The sequence below is a fragment of the Streptomyces sp. NPDC101152 genome, from assembly GCF_044768275.1.
In the GTDB taxonomy this organism is placed as follows: domain Bacteria; phylum Actinomycetota; class Actinomycetes; order Streptomycetales; family Streptomycetaceae; genus Streptomyces.
On the sequence record NZ_JBIWPO010000055.1, the window covers coordinates 1 to 20,735 of the forward strand.

Sequence of the window (20,735 nt, forward strand, 5' to 3'; positions counted from 1 at the left end):
CAAAGAGATCTGGTTCGCCATAACCACAGGTCAAAGTACATTTTCAGCAGACACTTTCACGCAAGATGCCTCGGACACTTTCACGCAAGTCACCACCACTCAACGCCCAGTTACAGGTCATGCCCCTGTACGCGCTGATGCACCTGTACCGGCAGAAACACGGAGACGGGAGGGGCGGCGCACTGCAGTTCTGGCAGACCGCCCAGGTGCGGCACTACGCCTGCCACGCGTACGACGATTGGTTCGCCCGCATTCCGCCGGTCGAATACCCCTGGCTGCCGCTGCCGGACCTCAGCCATCTCGCGCACGCCCTGGTGGCCTGCGGCGAGAACGAACGCGCAGCCTGCGTGTTCCGGGCCATGGGCCCCTACGTCACACGACAGCCGTGGCAGGACATCAACGCTAGTCTCGGCCGCTCCAGCGACTGGAGGGACCAGTTCCTCCGCATCCGCGCATCCGTCCTGCGCTAGCCGGGGTGCCGCGATGCACAGCCGGGCCCCGCCTCCCCAGCGTGATCAACGCCCTGAACTGTCCCCACACCCTCCTTCTCCTTTCGAAAGTGGATCTCTGGTGTCTCACAGAAGAGCCGGCACGGCTGAACCAGCCAGCTCGGACGATGCTTTCCTTGCCCATCTGGGCATCAAGCCCGAGCTCTCCCGCAAGATGGGCGCCTTCGGGAACTTCGCGATCTCGTTGTCCGTCATCTGCATCCTGGCCGGCGGCATGAGCCTGTTCGGGTTCGGCCTGTCCCACGGCGGGCCCGCGGTCATGCTCGGCAGCTGGGTCGTCATCGGCCTTCTGACGCTGCTGGTCGGCCTGTCCCTGGCCGACGTCGTCTCCGCCTACCCGACCAGCGGGGGTCCGTACTTCATGGCCGACAAGCTCGGCGGACGCCGCTGGGGCTGGGTGACCGGCTGGCTCAACCTGCTCGGCCTGCTCGGCGCGATCGCCGGGATCGACTACGGGGCCGCAGCCTTCGCCGGAGCGTTCGTGCAGATGCAGTGGGGCGTCACGCCTACGGCCGGCACGACCATGCTGATCTTCGGGTGCATCCTGCTCGTGCACGGCCTGCTGAACTCGGCCGGGGTGCGCCTGGTCACCGTGCTGAACTCGATCTCGGTGTGGTGGCAGCTGGGCGGCGTTGCCGTCATCGTCGGTGCCCTGACCATCGCCCCTGTCCAGCACCAGTCGCCGAGCTTCGTGTTCACCCACTTCCACAACGACACCGGCTTCTCCCACCCCGTCTACGTGGCGCTCATCGGCTCGTTGCTGGCCGGGTACACGTTCTGCGGCTACGACGCCTCCGCGCACGTGGCCGAGGAGACCACCGACGCCCAGACCTCGGCGCCGCGCGGCATCGTGCGCTCCATCTGGGTGTCCTGGGCCGCCGGGTTCGTGCTGCTGGCCGGGCTGCTGTTCGCCATGCAGGACTACGCGGGTACGCAGAACTCCGCGACGGGTGTGCCGCCCGCGCAGATCTTCCTCGACGTCCTCGGTGCGAGCGGAGCCAAGGCCCTGCTCCTGGTCGTCATCGTGGCGATGCTGTTCTGCGGGACCGCGGAGGTGGCCGCCGCCAGCCGCATGGTCTACGCCTTCTCCCGCAGCCGGGCCCTGCCGGGCTGGCAGTCCTGGCGGATTGTCAACGGCCGCACGAGAACACCCACCCGCGCGGTCTGGTTCGTCATCATCGTGCCGTTCGTCCTCTCCCTGCCGGCCCTGTTCTCGCCCGCCGCCTACGGGGCGATCACCGCGATCAACGCGGTCGGCATGATCCCGGCCTACGGCATCCCCGTCTTCCTCGCCCTGCGCAAGGGAGCCACGTACCAGCCGGGCCGGTGGAGCCTGGGGCGCTGGCGCCGCCCGATCGGATATGCCGCGGTCGCCTACGTCGCGATCATCACCGCGGTGTTCTGCCTGCCGCAGTCCACACCTATCACCGCGCAGTCCTTCAACTACGCCGGACTGACCCTGCTGGCCGCACTGCTGCTGGCCTGGGCCACCTGGATCACCCGCGGCAGAAGGGACTACCAGATCACCGCCGCCGCAACCGCCCAGCCCGGCGAAGCCCTCCTCAGCGAAAGTTTCTGATGACCAACACCACCAGCCCCGCCACGAGACCGCGGCCCACCGGACCGGTCAACCGCACCGTACTGCGGCGCCTGTTCGAGGACCGGGCCGTCACCACCATCATGCTGGCCGTGCCCGACCTGCAGGGCCGGCTCATGGGGAAGATCTTCAACGCGGACGTCTTCCTGGAACGGATGACCAGCGGCGCGGAGATGTGCTCCTACATCCTGGCCACCGACATCGACATGACGCCCCTGGACGGATTCGACTCCGCCGGCTGGGACCAGGGCTTCGGAGACTTCCTCGTCATCCCCGACCTGGACCAGGTCCACAGGCTTCCCCACCGGCCCCACACCGCCCTCATCTTCGGCACCCCCGTCCACGACGACACCTCCCCCGTCGAGGTGGCACCCCGACAGCTGCTGACAACGCAACTCGCACGCCTGCACCACCTGGGATACGACATGAAGGCCGGCATCGAGGCCGAATTCCTGCTCTACACCGGCGGAGGGGACAGCCGCACCCCGGCATGGTCGGCCAACCTCGACTACGCCCTGCAGCAGCCACCCGAAATCAGTGACTTCTTCCACCACCTGGCCGGCGCGCTGACCGACGCCGGGATCAGGTACGAGGCCATCAAAGCCGAAGGAGCGGCAGGCCAGGCCGAGGTGACGCTCGCCTACGGTGACACCCTCGCCGCCTGCGACCACTACACCGTCTTCCGGCACCTCGTCGCCCATACCGCGAGCCGGTACGGCATGACACCCGTCTTCATGGCCGCCCCCGCCACCGGCGTCGCAAGCGGCCTGCACCTCCACCTGTCCCTCTGGAACGAAAACCACAAACCCGCCTTCACCCACCGCCGCGGCGACGGCCTCCCCCCGCTGATGGAACACGCTGTCGCAGGACTGCTGTCAGCGCTGCCGCACCTGGCCCCGCTCTACGCACCCACCGTCAACTCCTACAAACGATTTCAACCGCACTCGTTCGCCCCCACCCACTACACCTGGGGTATTGATCACCGCGGCTGCGCGATCCGCGCCTGCGGCCACGGCCCCGGCTCGCACCTCGAAGTGCGCCTCGCCGGCGCCGACGCCAACGTCTACCTCGCCCTCGCCGCCTACACCGCCGCCATCACCCACGGCATCGAAGAACAACTCACACCATGGCCAGCCTGCGAGGGCGACGCCTACCAAGACCAGGCGACCGTGCCGCTCTACGCCGACCTCGCCGAAGCACTCACCCACTTCGAGCACAGCACCATCGCCCACCACCTGCTCGGCAACAACGTCGTCCGCCACTACACCCAAGCGGCACGCACCGAACTCGCCTGGCACCGCAAACACGTCAGCGACGTGGAACAACAACGCGGCTTCCGCTGACCTGCCCACTGCCACCGGGTGTAACTCCCCTCGGTGGCAGGACCAAGTTCCTCGTTCCCTGGCTGGACGGTGTCCGGGGGATCGAGGGCCCGGCACCCGCCACCGCGGCCCACGAGCCTGCGCGGTACGGGGTAGGCCCGGCCGGCAACCGCCGGCCGGGTAGGTAGCGCCACGCAATCCGGAAACGGAGGGCTCTCAATGGCAACACCGACCATCACGAAGGACCGTGAGGAATATCCGGTCACCCGTGACCCCAAGGACTACGTCGCTCCTGACGTCTGGGGGCGGGAAGTCACGCTCCTGATGCGGGACTACCCGTTCGACCGGGTGATGGCCGAGCGGCTGTTCGCGGCGGCCGTCTCTTACCTGATCACGGCCATGGAGAAGTGGGGCCAGCAGCTGGAGATGTGCTGCGGGCGGATCGTGGACATCGCCGTCCACGTGTTCATCCTCGACACCCGTAACTACCGCGAGTTCTGTGCCCGGTGGTTCGACGGGAAGTTCCTGGAGCACATCCCGGAGATCGCGTTCAAGTACGACGGCTCGGTGGAACGGACGGCTCACATCATCGCCGACAACGGGTTCCCTGTGGACTGGTCGCTGTGGGAGGCGGACTTCTCCAAGTGCGGGCCCTGCTCGCCCGGTTCGAACTGCCACTGAGCCCGTAGGCCTATAAGGGCCAACCCCCGTGCCCGGGGCCGCCACCGGCGGCTTCGGGCACATCTATATGTGTTTGAGATAGTTTTCGGCTTTCGCGTACGGCACGGGAGAGACACGAGTAGCTTTGCGGCCCTGGAGCCCGTCTCTCTCCCGGAGGAACCGATGTCCGGCGCCGCCCCGCAGACCGCAGCCGAGTACTGGGACAAGTACAAGCCCTACCGGGGCGAGGGACCGCAGCCCCGCCCTGCGGCGGCCCGCTTCGACTGGACCGGTATCCCCGGGTACGGGCCTGGGGCCGAACTTCTGGGCCTCCCCAAGACGGCGCTGGACTTGGGGCCAGCGGAAGGCGAGAACGCTGCGTTCCTGGCGCGCCGGGGAGTCGAGGTGACGGCCGTGGATTTCTCGGCTGTGCAGACCGCCAGGGCCCGCGCGTTCTGGGGTGACCTGCCAGGGCTGACGTTCGTGGAAGCCGAGGCCTGCACCTTCCTCGAGGAGGACTCGCGGCCATGGGATGCCATCTACTCGACGTGGGGCGCTGTCTGGTTCACCGACCCCGAAGACCTCTTCCCCCGCATCGCCAAGCGTCTGGCACCGGGCGGCGTGTTCGCCTTCTCCCATCGTGAGCCGATCGTCGGGCAGTACGGGGCGCAGGCCATGGGCGGCAAATGGCTGGAGGGCCGCGAGACAGAGCTGACCGTCTACCGCTGGCAGCACACCGCTGCCCAGTGGGCCGACATCCTCAAACTCCACGGATTCCTCGACATCGAAGCCACCGTTCTCCCCGCCCCCGACCCAGGCGAGCTGGGCACGCTGATCGTGCGCGCCTCTTCCGCCTGATCCCCGAAAGTCGGCCAGCGCCGCAGAGCGACGTCCCCCGGCCCTGCTCGTCCGGCTCCCGAAGTCGCTTCGGGGGGCACGAGGAGCAGGATGCGCGCTTCGCGGTCACACAGGCCAGGTACGGGCTCGGACCACGGACAGTGCCCCAGCCATCCCGGAAGCCCCGGCGGCCTGGAGAGCCTTAACCGGTCCTGGGTGATGGGTGGCGGGCGCGTGAGCCGTACTCATCGGGGAGGCATCGTGGCCGGCGTGGCATCGGCGCGGATGCGGGCATGGAGCCGTGGCAGCCCTCGGCGGCACTCGCCGGGGACCGTGCATGAGGAACAGGCCGAAGAGCACCGCGCACACGGCCCGCAGCCGGGCGACGCCCCGCCTGCCTGCATGTCCGGTGCCCACGTGCCGTCCCCTTCCCTTCCTCACCGTTCGACGCGCCGACCGCGGTCACCCGCCTCACCATACCGGGGCGGGGTATCAACCGCTTCGGGTGCATCGAGTCGCGGCCGACGACCTGGCAGGCGAGTCAGCAGCCAAAAGGAGGCAGCGGGGCCTGCGGTCACCCGTCAGGATCGCGTCTTGAGTCCGCTCATGTATCGGTCGATGGACGAGCGTGGACGGTGTGGCGCCCGGGGCCATGCGTCGGGGTGGACGATGAGCCGCCCGCCGCGGCGACGTGCCGGGGAGGCCGGTTGGTTCCGTTGGCATCGGGCACCGGCGGCGAGGGGCGCAAGCCAGCCAACGTGACCGCGACCAGCCGGTGAACGGCAGCCTTGGACGGCAGACTGCCCGCGGCGCCCAGGGCGTGCAGGCAGTAGGCCGCGAGCTCGCCGGGGGCGACGTCGTCGCGGATGTCACCGGCCCGCGCGGCTTCGGTGATGAGGTCCCGCACAAGGGCGTTCAGGTGCTGCTCGGCGTGGGCGACGTGCTCGCCCCGGTGCACCAGCGCCGCGATTTCGGTGTGCTGGGGGCGCTGGTGGGTGATGTCCGCGTACGCGTGGAGGACGGCTTCGAGCTGTTCGCCGGGGGTGCCCGCCTGGTCGCGGATGCGGGCGAGGTGTTCGAGATGCGCGGTCACGTGGCGTTCGTGCCACGCGGCCAGGATCGACTCGACGTCCGGGAAGTACTTGTACAGCGTTGCCCGGCCGATGCCGGTCTCCTTGGCGATCTGCGACATCGTCACCGACGCCAGTCCGTGCTCGGCCACCAGCGCCGCAGTGGTCTCCAAGGTCGCTTCGCGGACCGTGCGGCGGTGCTCGGCGATCGTCTCGTTCCACAGCTTCGGCACCCACGAAGTGTACGCGATGACGATGCTCAGACACTTTGGATTGACATAGACAGAGTGTCTCGATAAAGCTGAGGGCGTCGCGGAGATCCGTCCTTCCACGCGACGGAGAGGAGTGCTTCTCATGGCACAGCCCGCTGACGAGCCGACCCCCGATCCCGCGTTCCGCGACGTCGACGCCGACCGTGTCGGCCCGCCCCACGCTCCCCGTCGCCATGGCGCGACCGGTGCCGGTGTCCGGCACGAGGAGCTGTACGCGAGCCCGCCGCCGTGGGACATAGGCCGCCCCCAGCCCGCCTTCCTCGCCCTCGCCGACGCGGGGCTCCTGCACGGCCGGGTGCTGGATGTGGGCTGCGGCACCGGCGAGCACACGCTCATGGCCGCACGACTCGGACTGGAGGCCACCGGTATCGACCTCGCCACCAACGCCCTGGATCTTGCAGCGAAGAAGGCGGAAGAACACGGCGTGACCGGACGGTTCATGCGCCACGACGCCCGGCGCCTGGCCGACCTCGGCGAGCGGTTCGATGTCGTCTTGGACTCCCTCGTCTTCCATGGCTTCCGCGGCCAGGAGCGTGCGGCCTACGTCGAGAGCCTGCGCGCCGCGGTGAAACCCGGCGGGCGCTACTTCATGCTCTGCTTCCGCGACGAGCCGCCGACCCCATCCGGGCGAGTACACCGGCTGACACCGGAGGAGATCCGCACGGCGTTCGCCGACGGGTGGCGGATCGACGCCATCGATCCCATCACGATCGACAGCGCCCTACCCGCCCTCAGTGCCTGTGTCACATCCTGTTTCCGCAGGTACCGGCGTCCTGCTGCTGGGGGGGGGTGATCGGGTTTGCCGTTCGGTTGAGCGTCGATGGACGCCGAACCGAACGGCAGCTGATGGCATCGTCAGGCGGCTGCGGCAAAGGAGGTGCGGATCGCCTCGGTCCGGCGGTTTCATCGGGTGAGGCGGCGGGTCATGAGGGTGATGAAGGCCCACTGGACGTGGGCTTCGGCGTGGGACATGAGGCGTTCGTAGTCCCTCGCGTTGCGACGGGCCCAGCCTCCAGGAGCCACACCGTTGAGTTCCTGCTCAGCTGCGACGCGGCCTGTCCGCATCGAGGGCCCGGCGGAGCGCCTCCGACGGGTACGGGGTCTGCCTGCTCTCATCCTGGACCTTGCCGTAGAAGTCCGTCATCACTGCGGCGAGCGGTGCATGGCGGGAGAGGATCGCTCTGGCCTCTTGCGGTCCGCCCAGCGGGTCCTTCCCTTCCGCACATGCCCGAATGAGTGCGCAACGTTCTTCCCGCTCGTACTTGTATCCGTAGAGATGCGTGATCAGCCAGTTCACCAGCCAGCTGCGCGTGTAGCAGCGATCGTAGGTCCTGTGCAGCTCGAAGAAGCTGGTCTCGGACGGTGACAGATCGAATTGGGAGGAGAGGGAGAGTCCGTAGTCGGCGAAGTACAGGCGTCGGCCGTCGGTCAGGATGTTCTGAAAATGGGCGTCGAAGTGCAGCAGCCCGCGAACGTTCATGAAGGACGTGCCGGCCTCCAGCCCGTCCTCCACCAGGGAGCAGGCCCGGTCAGCGGACTCATCGTCAGCCTTTACCTGCTCGGTGAGCCACTCGTGGAGCGTCTGAGGTATGTACTCCAGGAAGAGCGTCAGGCTCGCAGAGGACTGCTGAAGGGCCTCGATACGACGGCGTACCTTCGGACCGCCTCCCCAATAGTCCACGGCCCGCTCCACGTCCGGGAGTTCCCCGGAAAGCGCGGACGTGTCCGGCAGCACCCGCCAGTGGTACATCAACGGAAACCCCTGGTACTGCCTTCCGAGAACCCAGTTCGTCGTCATGATGTGGACGGCGAGCTCCCGCCACGCCCCGAAACTGGGCCCGACCGGGCCTGGCCCACCAACGCCGTACTGGCAGAAGGTGGGAAGCTCGAACAGGTTGGCCGTGGACCGTACATGCTCCGGAAGAAGCTCCATGTCCGTGAGCGGCACCCGCTTCACGAAGACCGGCTTCCCACCGACCTCCAGCAGCGCGGACCTCCCGCCGATACCGGAGCCAAGCGGCACGGCAGCGTCCACAAGCTCGCCCAGCTGGCGATCACTTCGCAGGGCGAGGGACGTGGAGACAGCGCTGTGGGCGGCCAAACGCGCGTCTTCCGACATGCCGGGACGCTCGACTGCTACGTGCATCGGAATGCCGACCTCGTTTCCGTCATGTACGCGGGTGTCCACCAACTGCCCAAGCACTGTACGTGAACATCAATAACGAGAAGTTGCAGTCACTGCACTGCCATGACCGGCTCAGGAACCGCACTGAGGGCTGGAGTTCGTGGAGAGTGCCGCCGCGGAGCAGCACCCGGTTCAGCCTCCGAGGCGGTATGCAAGGTGGAGCAGATCTGCTACGTGCAGTACCCGTCCGTCGAAGCCTGGGAGGGGGACATGGAGTGGCTGGGTCCAGCAGGCAGGGATTGCGTCCAGCCCGTAGTACGCCCCCGCGAGGCCTCCGGTGACCGCGGCGACGGTGTCCGTGTCGCCGCCGAGGTCGATTGCCGCGCGTATCGCGTCTTCGAAGCTGGTGGTGGTGCGCAGGGCCCAGACGGCGGAGCCCAGGCAGGGCCAGACGGCACCGTTGAACTCGGTTGCCTGATCGGGGTGCCAGTCGGGCGACAGGACGGTGGCGTAGCGGCTGCGGTGGTCGGGGTGGACATGAGCCAGGATGTCCGGGAGCGCGGTGAGGGGGTCGGTGTCCTCGAACGTGACGCGGATGAGTTCGTGGAAGATCGCGGTTCCTTCCCAGGCCGCGCGGTCACCGTGGGTGAGAGCAGCGATGCGGCGCGCGGCGTCCATGGTGGCTTCTTGGCCGGCGGCCGCGAAGTGGACTGCGGAGGTCGATGCCCGCATCAAGGAGCCGTTTCCGGCGGCTCGTTGGTTGACCTGGAAATGGATCGCGGCGGCGAGGTCCCAGGGCATGCCGTTGGTCAGGACGTCTTCGGTCTGCAGGCCGATGTCCTTGGGGTCTGAAGCGGCCCACCGCTGGAAGCGGGCGAAGATGTCCGGAAGATCCAGTCCGCCCCGCTCCAGCAGCGACTCCGCGACCAGGACGGCCATCTGCGTGTCGTCAGTGGCCTCGCCGGGGTCCCAGCCACCGCCTCCGCACATCTCGCTACCGGCACCAGGCGCGGGAAACCGCGCGGAGAACGCTCCCTGGGGACCGAACTCGAAGGGACCGCCCAGGGCGTCACCCACCGCTGAGCCGACGACCGCGCCAGCGGCCCGCTGAATCCGCTTCATTCGCGCAGGTTATCTGTGCCGCGCTGACGGCCGCACGGCCCTGTTCCTTCTTCAGCTCCCTGAACCATCGGCGGCGAACGCCTCTCGTCTACAGAGGTGCGCCACCTGAGACACCCTGGGGCTGAGACACCCGCACAGGTCACATAACTCCGTCCAGCACCACGCCGGGCGGCAGCATGTCGAAGGCCGCGAGGGCCAGGTCCATCCACACCGCGGTGACGTCACGCCCGGAGCGGGCCTGCAGCCGGACGGTGTCCTTCTCACGCCAGACGACGGTCCGGTGGCCGTCGAACTCCTGTTATGCGCTGTTGAGCAGTCCACGGACCATGGTCCAGCGCGGCGCAATCGTCCTCCCGCTGCCGGCACGGAGCCGAACTTTTGCTGCCCTGAGCTGGGACCATCCGGGTTCGCCCATCGCGCGAGGAGGGGCGGGTAAGCGTAGATGTGACGGTGTGGCCCTGACTCCTCCGATCACGCCGATGCTCGCGGAAGCCCACCGGCAGCTCCCGCGGGATGAGGCACTGCCGCGCAACTGGATCGCTGAGCAGAAGTTATGGACAGGGTTTACAGCTGTCCGTTGTCCAACGAACCCGGGCCTCTCCGGTCAGCGGGGAGTGACACCGGAGAGGCCCGGGCGAATCGGGAGGGGGCATTACCCCCGGAGGGAACCGTCAGAGCTGAGCCAGATCGCGTGGTCCACGCTGGCAGGCAAGGTCACGGTGTGTTCGGGCAGCTGGTACTGCTCGTCCTAGAGGTTGACCACGCACAAGAAACCGGGGCCGCGGAGGAAGGCGAGGACGCCGACTGGGGTGTCGACCCACGCGAGGGACACCGCGACACGAGAGAACCACCAGGCCCGGCTCCAGCCCGAACTGATGGGCTGGGCCTCCAGTTTGGTCCGCCGCTGACACCGCAATCGCTTACATATGGGTGCCGCCGTCTATGCGGATCTCCGTGCCGGTGATGAACGCGCCGTCCACCGAGCCGAGCATGGCGACGACGCCCGCGACCGTCTCCGGCCCGGCGAAGCCCTGGCCGATGGCCGGGACCAGCTTCATCATGACTTCGTAGTCCGCGTCGTCGGGCAGGCCAGGGCCGACGTTCTCCTTGCTGGTGCCACTCGCGTCGGTCATCCCGGAGGAGATCGAGCCCGGCGCGACGGCGGTGAAGCGGATGCCCTGCTTGCTGTACTCGCCGGCGAGCGCATGGGTCATGGCCTGGATGCCGCCCTTGCTGGCGGCGTAGGCGGCCATGTAGGGGTGCGCGAAGCTCGCCGAGGTGGAGCTGAAGTTGACCACGGCCGGGTTCTTGCCCTGGAGCAGCGCCGGGATCGTCTCGCGGATCATCAGGAAGGTGCCGGTCAGGTTGACCGCGATGACCTGGTTGAACTGTTCCAGGCTGGTCTCGTGGGTGTGCGAGGAGCGCAGGATGCCGGCCGCGTTGACCAGCACGTCGAGGCTGCCTCCGAGGGCGGCGAGGGCCGCCGCGACGGCCTCGCGGACGGAGGTCTCGTCGGCGATGTTCACTTGGATGGGGTGCAGACGGGCCTTGGTGCCGGTGTCGGCGGCGAGCTTGCGGGTGGCGGCGAGGCCGGCCGTGTCGACGTCGGCGGCGGCGACGTGGCCGCCTTCGGCGAGTATGCGCAGGACGGTGGCCTGGCCGATGCCGGAGCCTGCTCCGGTGATCAGGACACGGCGGTCGTGGTAACGGTTTATGGCAGTGCTCCAGTTTCTGGTGAGTGAGTCCGGTGGCCGGTCGGCTGGTGAAGTGATGGCGTGGCCTCGGGTCGGCCGCCTGCGCGGACGCGTTTTGGCGCGCTGCTGGGTGGTCCGCGGGGCGGTGGTTGGGGCGATGCTTCCCTTTGGTGGTGGCTGCCCCAGCTCCTCCGCACTCCGTGCCCAAGGGCCCGCGGGGGCGGTGTCAGGGCCGCTCCCCGCGGGCTGCTGTTGGCCGACTATGCGGCGGTACGTCGGGCAGTGACCCTCTGCGTCACGTTGCGGTCATGCGGCGCGAAGTCGTGGTGGATGGGGTCAGGTAGACCCTCCGCTCGGTGACGTCGGCGGTGTCACCGACGACGTCCAAGCGGCTTCGCAGGCGCAGGTCGCTCGACGACGAGCCGACGGAGATCCACATGGGGCCCGGGTCGACGATCCATCTGTCGTCCAGAGACAGGTAGGCCAGGAGCGGAAGCTCGAGTGCGAACGTCACCGTTGCCTGTTCGCCCGGCTGCAGTTCGAGCTGATGGAACCCCGTGAGTTGGAGTGCCGGCCGTGCGATGCCGGGGGCGTCGTCCTCGACGTAGAGCTGAACGAGCTCCACACCTGAGCGGTCGCCGCTGTTCTCGATGGTGACAGTGACGTCGACGGCGCCGTCGGGCGCGGCCGCTGTGCTGCTGAGCTTGAGGTCGGAGTAGGCGAAGCGTGTGTAGGTGAGGCCGTGGCCGAACGGGTAGAGCGGTCCTGCCTTCTCGTCCACGTATCCGCCGTGCGGGTCGCCTTCGTGACGGCGGTATCCGCTGCCGAACCGTTGGCCCGCGTGGATAGGAACCTGTCCACTGGAGCGGGGAACCGTGTAGGGCAGGCGTCCTTGCGGCTCGGCTGTGCCGGTCAGGATGTCCGCGACGGCGCGTGTGCCGTACTGCGAGCCCTGGTATCCGAGGAGGATCGCGTCGAGGTGGGGCTCGACGTCACCGAGGGCGACGGGGCGTCCGGAGAAGATCACGCCGACGGTCGTCCGGCCGAGCGCGGCGATCTCGTGCACGAGCCGGCGCTGCACGTCCGGCAGCCCCACATCGGCGATGTCCGCGCCTTCGCCCTCTGTCCGTTCGCTGAAGAACCACCGGGCCAGGCCGCCGAGCGCCAGAACCACGATGTCGGCGTCGCGCGCGGCCTCGACGGCTGTCCCGATCCCCTCGGCGCCATCGGTGATTCCGCATCCCGCGGCAACGACCACGTCCGCGTCGGGGAGTGCGGCGCGCAGCGCGTCCGCGAGAGAGACCGCGCCGTACTGCTTTCGGGCGAACTCGTCCTCGTCCATAGCGAGAAGGTCGCCGACCTCCTGGTGCACGTAGGCGTCGTCAGGGCCGAAGGAGCCGATGTCGTCGACTCCGACCATCGAGCTCGTCGCGCCCTTCAGCATCGCCCGGGTGAGCGCGATGAAGGAGGGGAAGGTGTACGGCGCGAAGGCCGCGCCGGTCCGGTCGGCGTGCGGCCCGATGAGGGCGATGCGGGGAGCGCCGCTCAGCGGAAGCACTCCGTCGGCGTTCTTGAGCAGGGTGACCGACTCGCGCGCGAGGCGCAGGGAGAGGTCACGTCCTTCCTGCGCCACGGACATGATCTCGACGGGGTCGGTCTCCACGTACGGGTTGTCGAACAGGCCCAGCTGGAACTTGTGCGTCAGCACACGAACCACCGACTCGTCGACGGTCGTTTCGGGGATCTCACCGGCGCGGACGGCCTCGACGAGGTTCTCGCCGTAACCGATCGGCTCGGGCAGTTCCACGTCGATGCCGGCCCGCAGCCCCAGGACGCCGGCTTCGCGGGTGTCGCGCGCGGCACGGTGATGCGTCACGAGGTTTTCGATCGAGGACCAGTCCGACACGACGGTGCCGTCGAAGCCGAGCTCGTCGCGCAGCAACTCGCGGAAGACGCGAGGGTCGGCGGCCGCGGGCACTCCGTCCCAGTCGGCGAGCGAGTTCATCACCGATCCGAGACCGGCGAGCTGGATCGCGGCGGCGAAGGGGCGCGCGTACACCTCCCGCAGCTCGCGCGCTCCCACCGGCACGGTCGCCATGTTGAGTCCGGCCTCGCTCATGGCGTACCCGAGGAAGTGCTTGCCGGTGGCGATGACGCCGTCCTGGAACGACTCGCCCTGCAGATGACGTACGAAGGACACACCGAGCGCACTGACCAGGTACGGATCCTCGCCGTAGGTCTCGTGTACGCGGCCCCATCGCGCGTCGCGGGCGACGTCGAGCAGCGGGGACAGGGCGTGGTGCAGGCCCACGGATCGCATCTGCCGGCGCGTCAGGGCGGCCATCTCGCCGATTGCGGCTGTGTCCCAGGTGGCTGCGAGAGCGATCGCGGTGGGAAACGAGGTGAAGGTGGGCGCGTTCACGCCGTTGAGCGCCTCGATGTGCATGATCGCCGGAATGCCAAGACGGGTCTCGTGCACGAGATGGCGCTGCACGGCGTTGTTCAGCCGGGCGAGTTCGGCCGCGTTCGCCGGGAACCCGCCCATGTGCGGTTCGACGTAGCCGATGCCGTTGGCGAGCTTGGCCGCGGCGGCCTCGGGGCGGATGCCGTTCGCGTCGAAGAGCATCGTCGGTATGACCGATGTCAGCTGGGCGACCTTCTCGTGCAGGGTCATGCGACCGAGCAACTCGACGGCGCGGGACCGTGCGTCGGTCATGGCGTGCTCCTTCTGTACGAACGGGACATCAGATCTGCAGCCCGGAACCCAGGGGAAACAGCGGGTCGGGGGTGTTCGCCGGCGCGTCGGGCGCGGACTCTCGCACGGCCTGCATCGATCGGGGCAGCTCGACGGGAAGCCTGCCCTGGGGGGCGATGCGGCCGGTGAGGGCGGCGAGCAGGGCGTCGTCCGAGACGCCGAAGGTCACCGTGAGGCCGGCGAGCGCGTCGATCAGCGGCGTGAGGATGGCGGGGCGGTCCAGAGCGACATCCACGATCAGCGGGATCTGCTGGGCGATCACGCGCAGCCGGTGCACGAGGCCGGGCGGCAGTTCGAGAGACCCCTGGTGGAAGTACGACTCCAGGAACAGGTCGTCCCGTGGTTCGAAGGGCGCGTCGATGCGCACGATGGCGAGGTCCGCCTCCTGGGGCGTGGCCGCAGGAGTGGCGGCCCGTGCGAGGGCCTGCGGTTCGATGCCCTCCGCGTACACTCTCGCGCCTCGGGTGAGCGGGAGCAGGGGCGCACCGTGGACGACGGAGTTCTTGAGGACGGTGACCGATCGGGACTGCGCCTCCAAACCGGCCTGACGGGTTGCGGCGTTGCCCACGACGGCCGCGGCGGCCTCCTCGTCGACGAAGGGGTCGTCGAAGAGGCCGAGGCGGAACTTGACCAGCAGGACGCGGCGCGCCGACTCGTCGATTCTGCTCTGCGTGACGACGCCGTTGCGCACGAGGTCGAGCAGCAGGTCCGTGCACTGCTCGCCGCCGAACTGGTCCGCGCCGGCTTCGAGGATTTTGACCAGGCGCGCGCGGGCGTCGAGCTCCTCGACGCCCCACGCGCGGGCGGGCAGGACCTGGTCCCCGACGACGTTGTCGTTCACCAGCTCCCAGTCCGTGATGATCAGCCCGTCGTAGCCGAGCTTGTCGCGCAGGAGTCCAGTGAGGATCTGCTTGTTGTACCCAAACCCGACTTCCTCGATCGGTACGCCGTCGATCTCGAGCCCGACGGGCATCCCGTAGTACGGCATGATCGCGGCGGTGCCGTGTTCGATGGCGGCGGTGAAGGGGCGCATATGCTCCTCGAACGCCCCGCTCGGGTAGACCTGCTCACGGCCGTAGGGGAAGTGCGCGTCCTCGCCGTCCAACTGCGGGCCAGCGCCCGGAAAGTGCTTGGTGACGCAGGCGACGCTCGTCGAGTCCAGGGTGGCGCCCTGGAAGCCTTCGAGGTACGCGCGTGTGTACGCCACCACGAGATCGGTGCCGGCGCCGAAGGTCTGGAGCTGACGTGCCCACCTGGGCTCGCTGGCAAGGTCGACCTGGGGATGCAGCGCCATGCGGATTCCTACCGCGCGGTACTCGTCGCGCGCCCGTCGTGCGAACTCGCGCACGGCATCGGGGTCGCGCAGCGCCGCGAGACCGAGCCCGTCGGGCCACTGCGAGAACGGGCCCGCTGTGAAGGACGCCCCGACATTCTCCAGGAACCCGTGCCGCGGGTCCGTGGAAATGGTCACCGGGATACCGTGCGGCGTCTTCTCGGCCAGCCGCTGGATCGCGTTGTTCCATCGTGCGGCCGTCCGGGCGTCTTCGATGCGGTGCACGTTGAAGTGGTTCATGCCCCTGGCGAGGATCACCTCGCTGGTGGGCGACTTGCTGATCGCGCCGGGCTCCTCGAGGACAGTGCCCTCTGGGCCGATCTCGATGACCGTGTGGAAGAGGAGACCGACCTTCTCTTCGAGCGAGAGCCGGGACAGGAGGTCCTCGGTGCGTTCCTCGGCGCTGAGCCGTGGGTCCTCGTACGGGTCCATGCGGCCGTTGCCGTTGAGGTCGCGGAATGTGATGCGGTCCGGTGCGGTCGTCTCGTGCATGGGGGGTCGGTGGTTCCTCTCAGATTCGTCTCCGGGGCCTTGGGGGCGGCCTCGGCAAGGCGGGGGCTCGGACTCAGCGCCGGCGCAGCACAGCGCGGCGCACTTCGGTCCGGTCGGGCGCTGCGGCCAGCAGCGTCATCCCTTGATGGCTCCCTGCATGACGCCGGCGACGAGCTGCTTGCCGAGGATGACGAACAGCGTCAGCAGCGGCACCACCGACACGAGCACGCCGGCCATGATCAGGGGGATGTCCTTGAAGAACCCGGTCTGCAGAAGTTGCAGCGCGACGGGCAGTGTCGGGTTGGTCGTTCCGAGCACGATCGACGGCCAGAAGAAGTTGGTCCACGCCCCGATGAAGGTGAACAGTCCGAGCATCGCCAACGCTGGTCTGGCGGCCGGCAGCACAATGGAGCGGAAGATCCGGAAGGTCGACGCGCCGTCGATGCGGGCGGCTTCGATGAGCTCATAGGGCAGCGCCGCCTGGAGGTATTGCGTCATCCAGAACACCCCGAAGGCGGATGCGACGCCAGGGATGATCACTGCCCACAGGCTTCCCGTCAGTCCCAGCTCGCGCATGACGATGAACAGGGGCACCACGCCCAGCTGTGTGGGGACCGCCATGGTGGCCACGACGAACGCGAGAAGAGCGGCCCGCCCTTTGAACCGCAGCTTCGCGAAGGCGAAGCCCGCCAGCGTGGACAGGAACACGACCGCGAGCGCCGTCGTCACCGACACGAAGACGGAATTCCAGACCGCGTGCGGCAGATCGATGTCGGACTCGAAGACGCGTACGAGGTTGTCGCCCAGATGCCCGCCCGGGATCAGCGAGGGGATCGGGTGCTGCGCGACCTCCGCCGATGTCGACGACGCGAGCAGGAGCGTGTAGTAGAGCGGGAAGATCGAGACGAGCGCGACCACGGTGAGGACGACGTAGGTCATCCATCCGGGCCGGCGCTCGGCACCGTGATCCCGCCTGCGACGGCGGCGTGCCGCCGCCCGGGCCGCACCGCGACCGGATGTCTGCTCGATGTACGGGATGGAGGGCCTGGTCACGTGCTGCTCCCGGGTGTGTCACCGGACGATGCGGAGGAGGCGGGCGTGACGGCTGCTGCCCCGCTCGTGTCACGTCGGGCGGCGCGGCGCGCCTTTCGGGGGACGGCGACCGGATCGTCGCCGGAGGCGATGCGGCGCGACAGCCAGTGGCTGACCAGCGCGAACACGATGATCAGCAGGAAGAGCAGCCACGCGACGGCTGCGGCGCGGCCCAGCCTTTGCTGATTCCAGCCGAGCTCGTACAGGTACAGAGTGATCGTCTTCCACTGCCCCGAGCTCCCGCCGAGCCCCTGCGTGTCGTACAGCCGCGGCTCGTCGAAGATCTGCAGGCCGCCGATCGTGGACGTGATCACGACGAAGATGATCGTCGGACGCACGGACGGCACCGTGACGGAGAAGAACTGCCGCACCCGTCCCGCGCCGTCGAGGATCGCCGCTTCGTACAGGTCACGGGAGATCGCCTGCATGGCGGCCAGCAGCACGAGCGTGTTGAAGCCGGTCCACCGGAAGTTGACCATGTTGGCGATGACGATGTGCGCCGGCGTGCTGTCCCGGTGCCAGCCGACCGGGTCCACTCCGATGTGCCCGAGCACCGCGTTGACCAGGCCGGACTGGTCGGCGAACATGCGCGAGAAGATCAGCGATACGGCGACCGGGGCGATGACGTAGGGCAGCAGCACCCCCATCCGCCAGAAGGTCCGCGCGCGGATGTTCGCGTGCAGGAGGCTGGCGAGTACGAGCGCGAGCGCGATCTGGGGGACCGTCGACAGCAGGAAGATGCTGACGGTGTTGCCCAGCGAGTCCCAGAAGACCGGCTGATCGAGGACGAAGGTGAAGTTGTCGAGCCCGACGAAGCCGCCCTGGCCGCCGATGAGGTCCCAGTCGTGCAGCGAGACGTACGCGGTGTAGAGGAGCGGGAACAGTCCGACGAGGCCGAACAGGATGAAGAACGGTGAGATGTAGGCGTACGGCGACGCCTTCATGTCCCAGCGGCCGAGACGCTGACGCCAGGAGGCGGGCGGTTGTGGAGGGGAGGCGCCGGTGCGGGCCGACGTGCTCGCTGCCGGATGGGGCATGCGCTCTTCCTTCGGTGGTGACTCGGGGACGCCCGCCGTGGCGGGCCTCCCCGAGTGCGCGGACGAACCGATCACTTCAGCGCGTCCAGATCGTCGACGAACGTGTCCCACGACTTCTTCGCAGAGTCGGTCTTGTCGACCGAGACACGGTTGATCGCGTTGTTGAACGCCGCCGTGATCGCGAAGTAGTTGTCACCCTTGTACGGAATGGTGGTGATCGCCGACGCGCGGTCGGTGAGGATCTTCCCCACGGGCGCATTGCTGAAGAAGGGATCGGTCACCTTTTGCAACTGGGCGCTGCGCTGGGCCTCGACCTGGCTGGGGAAGTTACCCGTCGTCTTGAACGCCTTCAGCTGCTGCTCAGGGGCAGTGAGCCACTCCGCGAGCGCCTGCGCTTCCTTGGGGTGCTTCGACTGCGTCGGCACGGTGAGGTACGACCCGCCGCTGTTGACACCGCCGCCGGGGAAGACGTCGGCGATGTCCCATCCCTTGACTCCGGCGGCGTTGCCCTTGATCACACCCAGCATCCACGACGGTGCAAGCATGACCGCGAACTTGTCCTTCTGGAACGCGCTCACCCAGTCCTCGCTCCACCGCGCCAGATGAGCCGAGAGGTCCTCGTGTGACGTGACCGTGTCGTAGATGTTCCGAAGATCCTTGTTATGGCCTGCGATGACGTCGCCGGTCTTGGGGTCCTCCCAGAGCACCTTGTACTGGTCACCCCAGCTGGTCGCGACCGAGGCCGATGCGTCGTAGAACGCGGGGCCCGTCTTGGCGGCCTTGAACTTCTCGCCGACGGCGAAGAAGTCGTCCCATGTCGCGTTGGCGCCCCCGAACAGCTTGGCCACCGCCTCGCGATCCGTCGGCAGGCCGGCCGCCTTGAACAGGTCGCTGCGGTACGCGATGGACTGCGGGCCGATGTCCGTCGCGTAGCCGAGCAGCTTGCCGTCGTTGGTGGTCGCGAGCTTGGCGGTCCAGTCCTTCCAACGGCCCTTGACCTTCGGAGAGGAGAGGTCCACGAAGTTGTCCGGGTGCTGCAGGACCTGCGGGAGCCAGCTGTTGTCGACACCGACCACGTCGGCGAGCCCCGAGCCCGCGCCGAGAGCGGTCTGGAACTGTTCCTTGGCCGCATCGCTCGTGGCGAAGCGGTTGTGCTTGATCGTGATCTCGGGGTGCAGCTTCTGGTACTCCTTCAGCAGGTCGCCGTACCCCCACTCGCTGAACGTCGAGACCTTGAGGGTGATCTTGCCGTCGGCGTCGCCCTGGTCGCCGGCACCGCAACCAGCGGCGAGGACGGTCAGCGAGGCCGCTGCAAGCACAGCGATGACTCTTCGGGTGGATCGCATCTGTAGTCCTTTGTCTCAGGCGGTATGCCTAGATCCCGCGGTGACAAGGGCGGCCGTCCCGGGCCGCTGCTTGCTCCTGCGGTATGCGCGAACCCTTTCGCCCGAAGGTTGCACACGCTGCTGCGTCCCCGGCTGAGGTGCGTCTCGGATGTCGCGGTGGCGGTCAGTATCACTCAACACAGTTCACGTGACAAGTATTCGCGGGGTTCTCATCGTCACGCCCACACTCGGGCCGAGCGCGCCACGGCCTCGCTGTATGTTGAGGACATGGCGGAACAGACCGGGCCTCGGGGGCCCTATCGCAAGGGGCTTCAGCGCCGCCGAGAGATCATCGCCGCTGCGGCCGAGCTCTTCGCGGAATCCGGATACGCGCACTCGTCGATGCGCGAGCTCGCCAGGCGTATGAACCTCACGCAGACAGGGGTCCTCCACCACTTCGCCGACAAGGAAGAACTCCTCGTAGAGGTGCTCGGGTTGCGTGACTCGTCAGTCGCCGACTACCTGTCGGAGGTCCACGCCACCGACGTCGCGACCCAGTCGCGGGAGGTCGCGCGTCATTCCGCGGAGCACGAGGGGCTGACGTCCCTGTTCATCATCCTCTCCGCCGAGGCGATCGATCGCGATCACCCGGCGCACACGTACTTCGTCGAGCATTACCGCGCGGCTCAGACGCAGACGCTCGATCCTGGTCCCGAGGCCGCCGAGCGTGCCCCCATGGGGGTCAGTGCGGAGGTGATCGCCACCCTGGGGATTGCTGTGCAGGACGGACTGCAGCTCCAGCGGCGATACCGGGACGACCTCGACGTCGTCGAGGCTGTCGACGCTTTCTGGCGCCTCGTGGCAGCTGCCCGGGCGCACTGGTCACAGCACCCGATGCCGCAAGACTCCGACCGGCGCCAGGGCGACGACGGCTCCGCCTAAAGGCTGGACGCCCCCGGCGCAGGCGCGGTCGAGGCCTGTCCTGGGCAAGCGGGAGGCGCGTCGGCCCGGGTAGAGGGAGCATCTCCGTCGCCGCCTGGTAGGCGGTGACGAGTCGCTTCGTTGCGCCCAGTCACCTGACGAGCCAGCCGGCGACCGCGCCCGCAGTCGGGGGTGCCGGCGCATGCCGGGAGCCTGCGAGGGGGCCGTGCGGTCTACCCTCTCATGTTCATGCGTGCGCGCGGCCGCCTGACGCACCAGGTGGGAGCGCGCCGAGGGCGATGGGGTTCGCGCTCGCGGAGAATCTCACGCACCTGCGCCCATGCGTGCACTCTTCAGTACTCCGGGCTCCGGCTCGCCAGAGCGGCACCCTTAAAGGGGGGAGGCCATACAAGCCCACGGCGCTCGGCCATGCCTTCCCATCAGTACCTCACGCTTCCCTGATCAGCGGTGATGCCGCCGGATGCCGGCCGCGGCGTGAAGGCCTGCTGAGGGCGAGCCGCCAAAGTTCGTTCAGCCTCTGTGCCGATTACAGTTCAGGTGTTAGGTTTTCG

16 protein-coding genes are annotated in these 20,735 nt (G+C 68.1%); 7 read left to right on the top strand and 9 right to left on the bottom strand.

The genetic code is table 11. The features are described 5' to 3' along the window. Positions 1–119 precede the first annotated feature (119 nt). The 5 genes from ACIRVK_RS38720 to ACIRVK_RS38740 all read left to right on the top strand — a co-directional run bounded on the left by ACIRVK_RS38720 (position 120) and on the right by ACIRVK_RS38740 (position 4,946). Positions 120–470 (top strand): hypothetical protein, encoded by a 351-nt coding sequence (locus ACIRVK_RS38720; RefSeq protein WP_404255710.1) that lies wholly within the window; start codon positions 120–122, stop codon positions 468–470. 100 nt (positions 471–570) lie between these two features. After that, positions 571–2,088: an amino acid permease gene (locus tag ACIRVK_RS38725; RefSeq protein ID WP_404255712.1), complete on the top strand. Its 1,518-nt coding sequence runs from the start codon at positions 571–573 to the stop codon at positions 2,086–2,088. Then, complete coding sequence (locus ACIRVK_RS38730; protein ID WP_404255714.1) at positions 2,088–3,449, top strand: glutamine synthetase family protein; 1,362 nt, start codon at positions 2,088–2,090, stop codon at positions 3,447–3,449. The genes ACIRVK_RS38725 and ACIRVK_RS38730 overlap by 1 nt, the downstream gene beginning before the upstream one ends. Before the next feature lie 198 nt (positions 3,450–3,647). After that, positions 3,648–4,109, top strand: coding sequence for a hypothetical protein (locus ACIRVK_RS38735; protein ID WP_404255716.1), 462 nt, complete (start codon positions 3,648–3,650; stop codon positions 4,107–4,109). A gap of 162 nt (positions 4,110–4,271) precedes the next feature. Then, positions 4,272–4,946 (top strand): class I SAM-dependent methyltransferase, encoded by a 675-nt coding sequence (locus ACIRVK_RS38740; RefSeq protein WP_404255718.1) that lies wholly within the window; start codon positions 4,272–4,274, stop codon positions 4,944–4,946. A 583-nt stretch (positions 4,947–5,529) separates the two neighbouring features. Here the strand turns inward: ACIRVK_RS38740 and ACIRVK_RS38745 are convergent. After that, positions 5,530–6,228, bottom strand: a complete 699-nt coding sequence (locus tag ACIRVK_RS38745) for a TetR/AcrR family transcriptional regulator (RefSeq protein WP_404255720.1) — start codon at positions 6,226–6,228, stop codon at positions 5,530–5,532. 121 nt (positions 6,229–6,349) lie between these two features. Here ACIRVK_RS38745 and ACIRVK_RS38750 point away from each other — a divergent pair, with 121 nt between their 5' ends. Next, positions 6,350–7,060: a class I SAM-dependent methyltransferase gene (locus ACIRVK_RS38750; RefSeq protein ID WP_404255721.1), complete on the top strand. Its 711-nt coding sequence runs from the start codon at positions 6,350–6,352 to the stop codon at positions 7,058–7,060. 246 nt (positions 7,061–7,306) lie between these two features. On the opposite strand, the gene ACIRVK_RS38755 is transcribed toward ACIRVK_RS38750, so the two are convergent. The 8 genes from ACIRVK_RS38755 to ACIRVK_RS38790 all read right to left on the bottom strand — a co-directional run bounded on the left by ACIRVK_RS38755 (position 7,307) and on the right by ACIRVK_RS38790 (position 19,236). Next, positions 7,307–8,386, bottom strand: coding sequence for a protein kinase family protein (locus tag ACIRVK_RS38755; protein WP_404255766.1), 1,080 nt, complete (start codon positions 8,384–8,386; stop codon positions 7,307–7,309). Positions 8,387–8,584: 198 nt separating this feature from the next. Further along, entirely contained in the window at positions 8,585–9,514 is a 930-nt protein-coding gene (locus tag ACIRVK_RS38760) for an ADP-ribosylglycohydrolase family protein (protein ID WP_404255722.1), read from the bottom strand. A 920-nt stretch (positions 9,515–10,434) separates the two neighbouring features. Further along, on the bottom strand, positions 10,435–11,229 hold the full coding sequence (locus ACIRVK_RS38765) for an SDR family NAD(P)-dependent oxidoreductase (protein ID WP_404255768.1): 795 nt from the start codon (positions 11,227–11,229) through the stop codon (positions 10,435–10,437). 274 nt (positions 11,230–11,503) lie between these two features. Continuing rightward, entirely contained in the window at positions 11,504–13,924 is a 2,421-nt protein-coding gene (locus ACIRVK_RS38770; protein WP_404255723.1) for a glycoside hydrolase family 3 N-terminal domain-containing protein, read from the bottom strand. A gap of 28 nt (positions 13,925–13,952) precedes the next feature. Continuing rightward, positions 13,953–15,788 carry a glycoside hydrolase family 3 protein gene (locus ACIRVK_RS38775; protein WP_404255725.1) on the bottom strand — a complete coding sequence of 612 codons (1,836 nt, stop codon included), beginning with the start codon at positions 15,786–15,788 and terminating at the stop codon, positions 13,953–13,955. Positions 15,789–15,923: 135 nt separating this feature from the next. Next, positions 15,924–16,841, bottom strand: coding sequence for a carbohydrate ABC transporter permease (locus ACIRVK_RS38780; protein WP_404255727.1), 918 nt, complete (start codon positions 16,839–16,841; stop codon positions 15,924–15,926). Further along, positions 16,838–17,917, bottom strand: coding sequence for a carbohydrate ABC transporter permease (locus ACIRVK_RS38785; RefSeq protein ID WP_404255729.1), 1,080 nt, complete (start codon positions 17,915–17,917; stop codon positions 16,838–16,840). Before ACIRVK_RS38785 ends, ACIRVK_RS38780 begins: the two co-directional genes overlap by 4 nt. Before the next feature lie 71 nt (positions 17,918–17,988). Next, positions 17,989–19,236: an extracellular solute-binding protein gene (locus ACIRVK_RS38790; protein ID WP_404255731.1), complete on the bottom strand. Its 1,248-nt coding sequence runs from the start codon at positions 19,234–19,236 to the stop codon at positions 17,989–17,991. 294 nt (positions 19,237–19,530) lie between these two features. Here ACIRVK_RS38790 and ACIRVK_RS38795 point away from each other — a divergent pair, with 294 nt between their 5' ends. Further along, positions 19,531–20,184 carry a TetR/AcrR family transcriptional regulator gene (locus ACIRVK_RS38795; RefSeq protein ID WP_404255733.1) on the top strand — a complete coding sequence of 218 codons (654 nt, stop codon included), beginning with the start codon at positions 19,531–19,533 and terminating at the stop codon, positions 20,182–20,184. The last annotated feature ends 551 nt before the right edge of the window (positions 20,185–20,735 follow it).